This is a genomic window from Lacrimispora sp., from assembly GCF_031982545.1.
Lineage (GTDB): Bacteria > Bacillota > Clostridia > Lachnospirales > Lachnospiraceae > Lacrimispora.
In genome coordinates, this window is sequence record NZ_DALYXB010000014.1 from 26418 (window position 1) to 39247 (window position 12830).

General features: G+C 40.9%; 11 protein-coding genes. 2 read left to right on the forward strand and 9 right to left on the reverse strand.

Going from position 1 to position 12830, the window contains the following annotated elements:
• Positions 1-22: 22 nt before the first annotated feature.
• On the reverse strand, positions 23-2047 hold the full coding sequence (locus ABS301_RS20740) for a KUP/HAK/KT family potassium transporter (protein WP_349674015.1): 2025 nt from the start codon (positions 2045-2047) through the stop codon (positions 23-25).
• A gap of 290 nt (positions 2048-2337) precedes the next feature.
• On the opposite strand from ABS301_RS20740, the gene ABS301_RS20745 reads away from it, so the two are divergent.
• Both ABS301_RS20745 and ABS301_RS20750 read left to right on the forward strand, forming a co-directional pair.
• Entirely contained in the window at positions 2338-3312 is a 975-nt protein-coding gene (locus ABS301_RS20745; protein ID WP_349674016.1) for a phosphotransferase, read from the forward strand.
• A 1-nt stretch (position 3313) separates the two neighbouring features.
• Positions 3314-4093: a DUF4037 domain-containing protein gene (locus ABS301_RS20750; RefSeq protein WP_349674017.1), complete on the forward strand. Its 780-nt coding sequence runs from the start codon at positions 3314-3316 to the stop codon at positions 4091-4093.
• Positions 4094-4153: 60 nt separating this feature from the next.
• Here the strand turns inward: ABS301_RS20750 and ABS301_RS20755 are convergent, their stop codons facing one another.
• From ABS301_RS20755 to ABS301_RS20790, 8 genes are all read right to left on the reverse strand, one after another.
• Positions 4154-4627 (reverse strand): helix-turn-helix domain-containing protein, encoded by a 474-nt coding sequence (locus ABS301_RS20755; protein ID WP_349674018.1) that lies wholly within the window; start codon positions 4625-4627, stop codon positions 4154-4156.
• 186 nt (positions 4628-4813) lie between these two features.
• On the reverse strand, positions 4814-6613 hold the full coding sequence (locus ABS301_RS20760; RefSeq protein ID WP_349674019.1) for a glycoside hydrolase family 2 protein: 1800 nt from the start codon (positions 6611-6613) through the stop codon (positions 4814-4816).
• 35 nt (positions 6614-6648) lie between these two features.
• Positions 6649-7479 carry a carbohydrate ABC transporter permease gene (locus tag ABS301_RS20765; RefSeq protein ID WP_349674020.1) on the reverse strand — a complete coding sequence of 277 codons (831 nt, stop codon included), beginning with the start codon at positions 7477-7479 and terminating at the stop codon, positions 6649-6651.
• Complete coding sequence (locus tag ABS301_RS20770) at positions 7469-8368, reverse strand: carbohydrate ABC transporter permease (protein ID WP_349674021.1); 900 nt, start codon at positions 8366-8368, stop codon at positions 7469-7471. Before ABS301_RS20770 ends, ABS301_RS20765 begins: the two co-directional genes overlap by 11 nt.
• Before the next feature lie 72 nt (positions 8369-8440).
• Complete coding sequence (locus ABS301_RS20775; RefSeq protein ID WP_349674022.1) at positions 8441-9853, reverse strand: extracellular solute-binding protein; 1413 nt, start codon at positions 9851-9853, stop codon at positions 8441-8443.
• Positions 9854-10187: 334 nt separating this feature from the next.
• Positions 10188-11108, reverse strand: coding sequence for an ArsR/SmtB family transcription factor (locus ABS301_RS20780; RefSeq protein WP_349674023.1), 921 nt, complete (start codon positions 11106-11108; stop codon positions 10188-10190).
• 122 nt (positions 11109-11230) lie between these two features.
• Positions 11231-12010 (reverse strand): class I SAM-dependent methyltransferase, encoded by a 780-nt coding sequence (locus ABS301_RS20785; protein WP_349674024.1) that lies wholly within the window; start codon positions 12008-12010, stop codon positions 11231-11233.
• Positions 12011-12095: 85 nt separating this feature from the next.
• A complete protein-coding gene (locus ABS301_RS20790) occupies positions 12096-12716 on the reverse strand; it encodes a TetR/AcrR family transcriptional regulator (RefSeq protein ID WP_349674025.1) in 621 nt (206 codons plus the stop codon).
• Between the last annotated feature and the right edge of the window lie 114 nt (positions 12717-12830).

Here is a 12830-nt window from a genome sequence, read left to right on the forward strand (position 1 = left end):
GGATTTATTTTATAAGAGCCCTTTACTTTTTATTTTTTATCATTTTTCCCTCTACTCTTTTTAAGATAACCCGGTTTGAATGTCCAAGGAACATAGGAACTCTTTCAATATAGACATCACTGGTGTCAAGTCCGAACCAGTTTGAGGGGGAAGCTGTGAATTTCTGTATAAACAGTTTTGTGTTTAAAACGAAAGAGTCCCAGGCTGATAACGTGGCATCGTGAGATAAAATCTCCTGGATAAATACAAATCTGAAATCTCCCAGCTTTCGGTTGGGAAGAATGGAGTAGCTGTTTGACTGGGGTTCAATTTCCCCGTTTTCCACCAGCTCCGTTGATATCTGCCGCAAAAACACATTCAGGTTCTGATCAATACGAAAGCCCAGTTTTAACTGAATTTTTATAATGTTGTTTGTATTGAATTTTTCAACTGTATATTCTGCCTGATAGGGTTCATCGGTTACGTTAACATCTACGAACCAGTAAATATCGGCTTTTTTGGGCCGTTTGTCTAAAAGAAAATATAATATTTTACGTTCAATTTCCTTTGAATTTGGACATTTGCTTAAGCACACAAGATTGCTGGCATACTTGGGAACGTCTGGATCCCGGCTTAACTGAGTCAGTAGTTTTAAATAATTATCAAGGGGCACAAATTCCTCATAGCGCACCCGGATCACATGAGCTCTGTCCCAGAGATACATAATAAATAAAATTGATACGGCAATGATAATGGCTACAAATCCGCCATGGAAAAACTTAACAATATTTGCAATAAAGAAAGAAATTTCAAAACTCATAAAGAAGACAAGCATAATGTCTGCAAGCAGAATGGGTGTTTTCTTCTTAAGCATATAGTTATACAGAAGAACAGTTGTCATGAGCATGGTAACTGTTATTGCAAGACCATAGGCTGACTCCATTTTCTCAGAGCTTTGAAAGTAGAATACAATTCCAATACAGACAATCCATAAAATCCGGTTGATTGCAGGAATATAAAGCTGTCCCTTGGAAGGGGAGGGGTATATGGTATGGAGTCTGGGAAACAGATTCAGTTTAATTGCTTCTGATACAAGTGTAAAGGAACCTGATATCAGGGCCTGAGAAGCTATGATGGCAGCAAGGGTAGAAATTAAGATGCCGTAAACAAGCATACCATGGGGAATCATCTGGTAAAATGGATTAATGTCTTCTGTCAGAGCAAATACCGGATTGCTTTTTGAGGATAAAATCCATGCACCCTGACCGAAATAATTGAGTAATAAACATATTTTAACAAATGGCCAGGTAAAGTAAATGTTCTTTCTGCCTACATGTCCCAGATCAGAGTATAGTGCTTCCGCACCAGTAGAGCATAAGAATATGCTGCCCAGAATAAAAAAACCAAGTTTATTGTCGGGACTGAAAAGGGTATTAATTGCATAATGGGGTGACAATGCACGCAGCAGAGAAGGATTTTGCGCGAGATTGATCACACCAAAAAATGCCAGGCTGCAGAACCACAAAAACATGATAGGGCCGAACAGTTTACCAATGGAATCTGTACCAATGTGTTGAATAAAAAACAGAATACAGATTATGAAGATAACCAGGGCAATGATATTTCCCTGATTGTCACCAAAAAGCTCGTGAAAGACTGGAAGCAGTTTCAGACCCTCAACAGCGGAAGTCACGGTTACTGCCGGAGTAAGCATACCGTCTGCTAACAGCGCGGAACCTCCGATCATTGCGGGGATAATCAGCCATCTTGAGCGGCTTCTGACCAGTGTAAAAAGGGAAAAGATACCGCCTTCTCCATTATTGTCAGCTCTTAGTGTTATAAATACGTATTTTATGCTTGTTAATATGGTGAGTGTCCAAAATACCAGGGACAGGGTTCCAAGAATAAAATCTTCGGAGACAGTTTGAATCCCCCCGTTTCCATATAATACAGATTTCATTACGTAAAGCGGTGATGTACCGATATCTCCATATACAACACCTAATGTTACCATGATTCCTCCAAGTGTTAATTTAGAAATACTTGATTTCTTTGATATTAATTCCATGTTATCCTCTTTTTATATATTTTTTTCAAATCAAAAAAACCTTTGCTGCAAAGTAAATATCACAACAAAAGTCTTGTTACTTTCTCACGGCGCTGATTATAGTATGCTTTAATAGCCGAAATAATAATCGTCATGATGCAGCAGCGGATCACATTTCTGTGAACTATGGGGTATTTTACAAAAAACAAAATGGGATGTCAATAAAGGATCCGTTAAGAAAGCTTGAATTCTATTAGCTTTAGTGATAAGTTTGTTACAGAAAAGGGAATATATGGAGAAAGGAAAACGATATGGATACAGATAAGGTGCAACAGTTCATGAAGTTAAAAACAAAGGTTGTTTTTGGAGACTCATTTATTCTGAATCGAATGACAAGAATTCTGGGAGGTGCACAAAAGCATACATATCTGGCAGAGACTGAAAATGGGTTATGCTTTGTTATCTACATATGGGATAAAAGCACATCGTATTTTACTTATAATGAGGAGGATATTTTTTCGTCCAGCAGCTCTCTATTGTTTGAATTAAACAATAATTTGATGTTACAACATAAGGTGCTCACACCAAAGCTATACTTTATGGATCGAAGTAAAGGAGAACAGGATTATGATTATGCTTTTGCAGAATACATAGATGGAACTGATATGGATAATATTATTGCGCAGCAGGAAGACCGATTGCCCAGAGCATTAAGTTCTTTAGAAACCAGTATTAGAAACCTGCATAAAATAAAGAGTGACTTTGTGGGACAGTTAAACCGAATGCAAACGGAAGAATTCGATGTTCTAAAATATTCCCTTAAAGCCGCGCAAAAGAATATTGAATATTTAAAGGCAGCAGATGACAGCAATAAAGAATTGTATATGGGAGTATGGGATAAATTGCTCAGACTGTCAAAGATTATGGAGAAAAGGCAGGAGTATACCTTTATTCATGGTGAGCTGGGACCAAATCATGTTCTGGTTGATAAATATGACAATGCTTACTTAATTGACATTGAGGGAGGCAAATATTGTGATTTGGAGGAGGAAATAAGCTTTTTAAATATCCGGTTTGGCAGTCTGCTGGAAAATCTGGAAATAGATTTAGATTCAGATCGGATGGAGTTCTATCGTATTGGGCATTGCCTGAACAATTTGTCAGGAGCGATACAGTTAAAGTTAAAAGATTATTACGATATGGACGATGTAAATGGAATGATTCAGTATTTTAATGGATTACTTAAAGAGGTAGTGGGGCAGCAGGCGGCTGGGAGAGGAATTTGATATGAATGTTCTGCAGATAAAAGATAGGCTTGTGTGTAAGATATCAAAATGTAAAGATGTGAAAGGGATCGCACAGACTGGCGACATAAATGCAATATTGGTCCCTGGGAAAAGTGATATTGATTTGTTTGTTCTTTGTACGGATATTCCGGAGAAAGAAGAACGGGAACGGATCTATGCTTCTTTTGCTGGAGAATACTCAGAATGTACCATGAATGTATGCAATGGCGGTATGTGGGGGTATGGGGATATATTAATAATTGAAGAAATAGAAGTTATGCCTATGTATTTTACCGTAAAAGAGATGACGGAGTATTTGAAAGAGACTTTACAGGGAAAACATCTTGGTATGGCAGGGGGCTTTTATCCTACGGGAAGATTGTCCAGCGTGGAGACCATTCATATCTTATATGAAGAGGATTCTGTCTGGTCAGAGATAAAAGCAATGGTGAAGAAATATCCGTCAGAACTGTTTCATAAGCTGTTTCAATATCATATCTCACGCGTGCTGAATGAGGAGGACCTGGGCAGAGCGATTTTGAGAAAAGAGGTTCTTTTTTATCATCAGGTTTTGGAAAATTCATTGGATCATCTGCTTCAGGCTCTTTATGCACTGAATCATACATATTTTCCCAGCCGAAAAAGAATTGAGGGGTATATCCAGAGGTTTGAAAATAAACCCGAGCATTGTTATAGCAGGCTTTTAAGGATTCTTGAATTGGCGGCTTCCAGTGATACCATAGAGGAATCAGTAAAGGAACTGGAATTACTGGCTGGGTAAATTGAAAAGGCAGGAAACTATAATTAAGTGCAGAAATATAAAACCAGCCATATGGTCAACTTATTTCTCCAGTTTAGACTGTTTTGATATGTCTTTAAAAAAATTATAGGCTCTCTTCTTTTCTTCATCATTCAACGATAAATAAATCTCAGTCATGGCGGCTATCTTAATGTTGTCGTCAGAGAGGATATTCTTATCGGCGGATTGATATGGATTGTCTGTGCGGTAGTTATAAGCTGTTTCCTTCAGTATTATGTTATCATCAAACTTAAAGGTATTGTTCTGTCGTATTGAAAGGTCAATGTCCTGAGCTGACTTATCAATATAATAATCATGACTTTCTATTAAATATGCCGGAGTCGTCATTAAGATCTCTGCTAGTTTTTCCAGAATGTCTGCAGGAACTTTTCGGATACGGCCGTTTTCATATCTGAAAACAGTAGATCTTGAAATCCCTAAAAGACTTGCCACATCATCTGCGCTCATATTTAATTGTTTTCTTCTTTGCTTAATTCTTTGACCAATTATTGACATCTTACCACACCTCCTTTTGAATGTATCATATCATTAATGTTGCAAAAACGCAACATGTTAAGACGCAAATATGCAATTAACAGAATGGCGTTAATGCGGTTTCTAACTGTGCAATTATAAAAAGCAGGCCTCCTCTCTTTTTAAACATATAGAGAGGAGGCCTTAAAAATTTTATTAAATTCCATCCTACCGGAGTTCGTCTCTCCAGTAGGCCACTTTTCTTTCATTGATTTCTTTAATTACTTCAGGATCCACTTTATAGTTTCTGGAAATATCCATCAGACCATTGATTTCCTGTTGCACATCTGTAACCTGAGTATAGCAGTAGCCACACACATAGGGAATTTCTTTTATAGCGGTTGTAATGCTGTCAAACCTTTTTAAAAAGTCTTCTTTTGTATTGACTTTATTTCCGTATCCCCAGCCTTCTTTATCACTGTCAAATGCAATGCCTCCAAATTCACTGATGATCACTGGCTGACCTTTGTAGGAAAAGCCGTTTGCAAGGGCGGATTTGGAAGTGGAGTGGTAGATCTCCTTTGTCATAATTTCATCTTTATACTGCGTATATCGCTTTTTGAGAATCTCGCCTGCCTCTTCATAATCATGCAGAGTAAGGATATCGGAAACGGTATGTTCCCACCCGTCATTTACGATTACCGGGCGGTGTGGGTCAATGCTCTTTGTCAGGTGATAGATAGCTTCTGTAAAGTGCTGCTGTGTTCTGTTTGTCTCAACCTGTGGTACACCCCAGGATTCGTTTATAGGAGTCCAGGTAATAATGGAAGGGTGATTATAATTCTGTTTTACAATATCAAGCCATTCTTTTGTAAATAGTTCCACTGATCTGTCAGAGTAAATATAGGCAGCAGGCGCTTCGCTCCAGACCAGCATTCCCTTAACATCACACCAGTAAAGGAATCTTTCATCCTCTGTTTTCTGGTGCTTTCTTAAGCCATTATAGCCAAGTTCATGAATCTTATCAATATCCTGAATTAACGCTTCCTCGTCTGGCGGAGTCAAATGAGATTCTTCCCAATACCCCTGGTCAAGAATCAGCCTTTGATACAGCGGAGCTCCGTTTAGAAGAATGTTAGGACCTTCGATCCGGATCTCACGCATTCCAAAGTAAGAACCGATTTCATCCCACACCTCTCCATGAAACCGGGTACTAAAGCTGATGTCGTAAAGATTTGGTTCGGCAGGAGTCCATGAACGAATTCCCCAGGGGTAGCCTGCCTCTGCAGCCACCAGATCAACGGAAATTTTTGTGGGATTTTTCGCTATGGCCGTCAGAACTTTTGTCACAAATCTGCCACCAAAGCTTACCAATGCCTCCACTTCCAGCTTTTTTCCGTCCAAAGCTTCAGGACAGTCCACCGTATATTCCAGTTCCAGCCTGCCTTCCGGCAGATTAGGAGTCATTTTCACTGAGCGCAAGCTGATGTTGGGTACATACTCCATCCATACGGTCTTCCAGATTCCTGTTGTCTGAACATACCAGCAGCCGAAATTCTCGGATATCCAGCGCTGTTTTCCTCTTGGCTGCTGTGCATCGGGATGATCCTCCGCTTTTACGACTACAAGGTTTTCGCCATCGGTTATAAGATTTGTAATATCATAGGAAAAGCGGGAATATCCGCCTTCGTGCATTCCGGCCAGCTGACCATTAATCCACACCTTTGTAAGAAAATCACTTCCCTCAAAATGCAGAATCAGCTTATTGCGTGCTGTTTTTGCTTTATCAGCTTGAAATGTACGGGCATACCACACATAATGATGAATTTCTTCATTGTGAATATTACTTTTTTTCGTCTCATAGGTGAAGGGTACATAGATCTCTTTTTCCCTGTGAAAACTCTTATACCAGCCTTCTGCCTCTCCTTTGTTGCCGTCGTCAAAACTAAAGTTCCAGATTCCGTTTAAACTGGCCCAGTCATTTCGGACAAATTGTGGTCTTGGATAATCTTTTTGATAGCATAACATGAAGTTAATTCTCCTTTATCTGTTTTATACTTATGTCAACCCTTGACGCCAGACATGGTAATTCCCTGTACAATCTGTTTTTCAAAAATCAGGTATATGATAATAGCAGGAATTGATGCGATCATATTGGCCGTCATCGGTTTCACATAATCCACGGTGTAAGTTCCGGCAAAAATGGGGATTCCCACAGGCAATGTAAATTTACTGCTGTCCATAGAACAGAGTAAGGGCCAGAGATAGTTATTCCAGCTCCCTATGAATGCAAAGATACTAATGGTTGAAAGGACTGCCTTTGACAGCGGCATGACGATTCTGGCAAATATCGTGATCTCCCCTGCGCCGTCTATTCTTGCGGCTTCAATCAGGGAATCAGGAATACCTTTAAAAAAAGTAACCATGATAATCAAATTCATGGAAACTGCCACAGATGGCAGAAGCAGACCTGCATAAGTATCAATCAGATGAATATTGTTGGCTGTAATAAACAATGGTACGATGGTGGCTTCTCCTGGTACCATGAGCCCCAGTAAAAAGTAAAAGAACAGTTTATTTCTCCCCATAAATTTGATTTTTGACAGAGCATAGGCAGCCATGGCAGAGAAGAGAAGGGTTAAAACTGTAACAAGAACTGCAACCACCACGGAATTGAGTAGCCATTTGGCAACATCAGAGCCGATAATCAGATCCAGATAATTCCCAAAGGTGTAAGGGGGAGTAAACCAGCTGACTACGCTTTTAATCTGCTTTCCTTCATATTGCAGGGATACAAAGAAAGCCCAGATCACAGGAGCCAGAAAAATGATGGCAAGCCCGGCTGATAAAACAGTCAGAATAAGACTTCCGGCTTTTGCTTTTTTACGCTTCATCTTTTTGTTCCCCCTTTTTCTGAATTGTCTTCTGAATCAGGGTACACACCACCAGAATAGCAAACAATACATATGACATGGCAGCCGCATATCCCATATTATTTTTTGTAAAGCCCGTTTCATAAATATACTGGATTAATGGTTTTGTACTTCCCGCTGGTCCTCCGGCCGTGATCAGCTGAATCTGACCGAATACTTTAAAGCTTGCAATAATCTGCAGCATCACGATTAAGTACGTGGTGGGTTTTAGCAGCGGGAGGACGATGGAAAATAATTGCTGCCATTTTGCAGCTCCGTCGATTTGTGCAGCTTCGTATATTTCAGGAGAGATATCCTGCAAAGCTGATAAATATAACAGCATGGAAAAACCGACCGTCCACCATACGGTCATTATGGTGACTACCGCCCACGCATGATTTGTATCGATCAGCCACTGGATTTCCGACCCTGATTTTAAGAGACCGGTCAAATGAAGAACACCGTTCACAAAACCCATATAGGGCGCAAACATATATTTGGCAATAAAGGACGCAACCGAAACTGAGATAATACTTGGAAGATAAAATGCGATCCTTAATCCACGTCTGATCTTTACCGGCCGATTGGCAAACAGAGCAAGTATCAGAGCCATGATTACCAGAAATGGAACGGAAAGTGCAACAAAAATAATCGTATGTTTCAGTGCATCAATAAATTTTTGATCCGATAAAAACTTAATATAGTTATCCAGCCCTACGAATTTTACTTTTCCCATTAAGGACCATTTATGTAAACTTACATACAGCCCCTGAATGACAGGCCAAATAGTAAAAACTGTATATAAGGCCAAAAAAGGAAAGCACAATCCAAGACCTGTCGCCATATCTCTTATTTTTCTGCTTCTGCTCAAGGTATAAGTCCTCCCAATTATACAAACCGCCTTGTTCAGAGGGGGAAATAATCCCCCTCTGCTTACCTGTTATTACGGAAGATTTGATTCAAGCTCATCATTAAGGGCATCAATGCCGGATTTAGCATCACCTTTTCCGGTCCAGATGGTATCAAGGCTGTCAATCATGCCTTTCTTCATTCCGTTAAAAGTTGATACCTTAGCAGGAAGAACTGCTTTCTCAACTTCGGACATGTAACTGCTTCTGTATGGAAGAGCCTTATATTCATCGCTTGCAAGTACTTCTTTGCATGCCGGAATCTGGCCGGAGCCAGCCCAGGTAACGCCGCCCTTCATAGACGCTGATACCATGAATTCCACGGCAGCCTTGCTATCCGCCTCATTCCTTGCTTTCTTTGTTGGAAGAATGAATGTATGGGAATCTGCCCAGCAATTATCTGTATCAAAGAGCTTAGGAAATGGTACTGGAATAAAGCTTAAGTTATCTGTCTGTTCAAAAGCTCCAACAGCCCAGGTTCCGCCAATGCAGATTCCTGCTTTGCCGCTCTGGAAGAATTTCTGGTGGTCATCAATTCCTTCTTTAATATAACCTTTGTCATAAAGTCCTTTTACAAACTCGGCGGCCTTAACAGCCTTTTCCTTATCAAGAGTCACCTTTTTGCCGTCATCGCTGACAATAGGAGTACCACCCATCTGGAAATAGGATGCCCACCATAAGCGGTAAGGGTCATCTCCGTTGCTGGTAAGAGAGATTACGGAACCATCTGCTGGAATCACAGATTTTATTTTCTCGCAGACGGCATAAAACTCGTCAGCGCTTTTAATATCGACTCCACCGCTTCCGTTTAAAGCTACTCCTGCCTGTTCTAATATATTCTTATTAAAGTACATAATTTCTGCATGAGTATCCAGCGGCACCGCGTAAACCTCTCCGTCAAACGTAACAGCATCGATAGAAGCCTGGGAATAATGCTGGCTTAAATCAATTCCCAACTCTTTAAGATAGGGAGTAATCGGTTGTACGACACCATCTTCCACTAACTGAGGCAGGGAAGAAGCATGGGATATACCAATATCAGGTCCTTTATCAGCAGCAACAGCCGTCTGAAGCTTGGTATAATAGTCTGCCCATACCAACATGATGGACTGTACCTGCTTCGTAGGACTGGTACCATTGTAATCTTCAATCATCTTTGACATAAAGCCGCCGTCGCCTCCGCTGAATAAGGACCACATTACCAGCTTGTTGGCGTCCACTGCAACTTTTTCCGGATTGTTAACCGTTCCATCATCGTTGACATTCTTTGTTTCTTCCGCAGCGGCTGACGTTTCCCCAGACGCAGTCTCCTTGCTTTCCTGTGTACCTTTTGCTGCCTGAGTACTTCCGGCAGTCTGGGTTGCTGTGCTGCCTGTGCAACCGGACATAGCTGCCATAACAAGTGTCGCTGCACCTAAGGCAGCCATCCATTTTTTGCTTCTTCTCATAATTACCTCCTTATTTTGTTTGAATGCTTACACCATAAACCAGTACGCTGGCACTCAAATAAAATTAATTTAATAACAGCAATACTGATATAATAAGGCAACAATACACCTTTTTATTGTGTAAGTCAATATATTAAAATGAAAAATATAAATATATTTGTACATATTTTATATTTACAACAGTAATAGTGTTTTAACGCGTTTTTATTTTCCTCAAAAAAATAGAAATTCTGTTATAATCATTTATTTCCTCTTTCCGGCCGTAAGACAATAAAAAACAACCATCCGGAAACAAACTTATTTTCCAGACAGTTGTCTTGTTTTTTAAATATAATTAATATTCTATCTCCATTAAAATATCCCTGGGATAGTCGCCAAAGGTCTTGCCAAAAAGATTAAAGCCGCCTTCGTACCTGGTGTTTTTCTTATTTCCTATGGTCATTGCGACAAATGGTTTTTCAGGAATTGCAATATCGCTGAGTCTTACTTTTGAAGCCCGTTCGCCATTAATATAAGTTCCGTCTCTCCTGATTTCCCACTTTATCCAGATGCCATATTGTGTGGAACCGTTGGGCCAGAGAGGAGGTGTAAGTCTCCCTCTTCTGGAACCAAAATCTCCCGGACAGCACCAGGTGGCACATTCGATGCCGTTTACCCACAGGGTAATGTCAGATCTCCAGTCTTCGGCATAACCAGGAGCTTCCGAACATATCTCCATGGCAAACGACAGGCACACGGGAAGTCTGCCGGCTGGCAGCTGATTTGGAAACTTATATTGCACATATCCCTTTGATGTCCATAAAAGTCCGGCCTCCATCCGTTCTGGCAGATAAAAGCTGTACTCCTTGTCTTCCATTCCAACAACTCCACTGGGTGTATATAAACCGCAGGTAGGGAAGATGCTGCAATCTACAAATGAGCCCACCGGCATCTCAATGCTGACTACCTGGTTAATCTGACTGCTTCTCGGAAGAAAACAAAGATTGGCATAATCCTGTTTCCGGCTGCAGACTTTCATGGTTCCGTGGCTCCCTGGCTGCTCCTCCATGCGGATTAGGTCTGCAGCCTCGAGAAGCTTTAGATGAAATGCGGTGCTGGACTGTGGGAGCTCAAGAGCTTCCGCTATCTGGCTTATGGAATAATTGTCCTGATATAATAGCTTAATAATCTCCAGCCGCACGGGGGAGGAGATTGCTTTGCCGAATTCGCAGATTTCCTTAATATTCTCCAGGGTAAAATCCTTGATTTTAGCCATGATATTCACTCTCCTTCCTTTTTCAAAACCTTATATGTACTTTCCGGATCTTTGTATTTGGTATTTATAATACTCTATCATTAGGGAGGCTGTCAATCATGCCGGATTCCCTTTTAAAGAACTTATTTCACCCCATAAAGCATTCCGAGTCCAGACAGCAGCCACGGTGCTTTCACGTATAAGGGGATGCATTTCATATTTTCTGTATGAGAGATATAATGAATTTCTGTAATACCTTCTTTTTTTAGTTCTTCCACCAATACTCTCATATCTCCATATAGTATCTTTTGCTCGAATAAATCGTGAAAGGCGAAAACTCCGCCTTTTTTCACCACCCTGAGAGCTTCCCGGACAACCTTACGTTTGTCGGGCTGAGTCATAACCTCGTGGAAAACAAAATTACTGATTACAGCATCAAAGCTTTCGTTCTGAAACGGAAGTGCGGCAGCGTCTCCTTTTATGAATGTAATGGGTTGAACCTGTTCAATCCGCCGGTTTTCTTCACACTGCTCCCTGGCGTAGTTCCATTGTGCTCCCCAATAGTCGATTCCGGTTATTTCTGCTTTTGGAAATGCTTTGGCGCAGCGAATGGTAAGTGCACCGGAGCCGCAGCCAATATCCAGAAGGGTGCCGTTTCCGTTCCAGATAAGATGATTCAGCAATTCGCTGTGAATACCCCTCATTACCCCTCTTCCGGTGAAGGAGAACGCATGACGGCAGACCTGGTGATATACGGACAGAACGGCCGACAATATGGTCAGCACCAGAGCTGTGGCGGCCAGAAATTTCACCGGAAACAGATAGGTGAACAGCAGGCTGAGCGCCAGAAAGATGACGGTTGCGGTCCAGAGAAACTGCATCATAGTTTTGGAAATCCAGTTTCCGTAGTTTGGTTGTTTCATATTCAAAAAACCTCCTTTAAATGGGGCAGCATAACAGCTGCCTGTTTTTGTTATATAAAAAATCCAGGGCACCATGCCCTGGATTCTATAACTGCTCTTTACAGTTTTGAATTAGATGTGTAAACCCGCCTTCTGCATAACAAGCCAGCATGTTATTGAAAAATAATGTCTGTGACCTGTCATAATTACCTTTTAATAACTGAATGTTTCCATAGATGCGCATATTTGCCAGAAGCTGTATGAATTCTGGATTAGGTACGTGACCAATAGCTTTTGTAAAATGAGTTATAAAATGCTTTGTAAGCTCCTGCTTTAGATTGTCCCCAAAATGCTCTTTTCCGCTGCCAGAGGATTTTTCCAGCAGTATGAGTATCTCTCTTCGGTATCTGAGTTCAAGATCCATCATAACCCGGTCGTTATCCAGGGCGGTAGACTGATCGTTGAGTTCCCGGTTCGAGAGGGCGTTTCCAAGACTGGTCCATTGTTCTATAACTGGTTCCACAATGGAAGAAAACAGCTGTTGTTTTCCGGAAAAATGAAAATAGAAGGCACCGGTCGTAACGCCGCAGGCAGCACAAATTCTACGAAGACTGGCCTGTTTGTAACCTTTTTCATAAAACTCATCTATACCAGCCTCTATAAGCCGCTCACGGGTTGTTCCGGCATCGGACTCCTGTGAAAACGGATTCTCCCAATTTTGCTTCATAATTGCTGTCTCCAATCTTTTTGTGTCTGCATAACAACTGTTATGTTATCACAAATATATAGGCCAGTCAAGAATGACTGGCTCTGTAGTAAGAGGTATCTGGGACTATAAAAG

Excerpts from the sequence above, each read along its gene's own strand:
- ABS301_RS20785 (WP_349674024.1), bottom strand. The coding sequence starts at position 12,010 with ATGAAACAACCAAACTACGGAAACTGGATTTCCAAAACTATGATGCAG.
- ABS301_RS20755 (WP_349674018.1), bottom strand. The coding sequence starts at position 4,627 with ATGTCAATAATTGGTCAAAGAATTAAGCAAAGAAGAAAACAATTAAAT.
- ABS301_RS20760 (WP_349674019.1), bottom strand. The coding sequence starts at position 6,613 with ATGTTATGCTATCAAAAAGATTATCCAAGACCACAATTTGTCCGAAAT.
- ABS301_RS20745 (WP_349674016.1), top strand. The coding sequence starts at position 2,338 with ATGGATACAGATAAGGTGCAACAGTTCATGAAGTTAAAAACAAAGGTT.
- ABS301_RS20775 (WP_349674022.1), bottom strand. The coding sequence starts at position 9,853 with ATGAGAAGAAGCAAAAAATGGATGGCTGCCTTAGGTGCAGCGACACTT.
- ABS301_RS20740 (WP_349674015.1), bottom strand. The coding sequence starts at position 2,047 with ATGGAATTAATATCAAAGAAATCAAGTATTTCTAAATTAACACTTGGA.
- ABS301_RS20750 (WP_349674017.1), top strand. The coding sequence starts at position 3,314 with ATGAATGTTCTGCAGATAAAAGATAGGCTTGTGTGTAAGATATCAAAA.
- ABS301_RS20790 (WP_349674025.1), bottom strand. The coding sequence starts at position 12,716 with ATGAAGCAAAATTGGGAGAATCCGTTTTCACAGGAGTCCGATGCCGGA.
- ABS301_RS20780 (WP_349674023.1), bottom strand. The coding sequence starts at position 11,108 with ATGGCTAAAATCAAGGATTTTACCCTGGAGAATATTAAGGAAATCTGC.
- ABS301_RS20765 (WP_349674020.1), bottom strand. The coding sequence starts at position 7,479 with ATGAAGCGTAAAAAAGCAAAAGCCGGAAGTCTTATTCTGACTGTTTTA.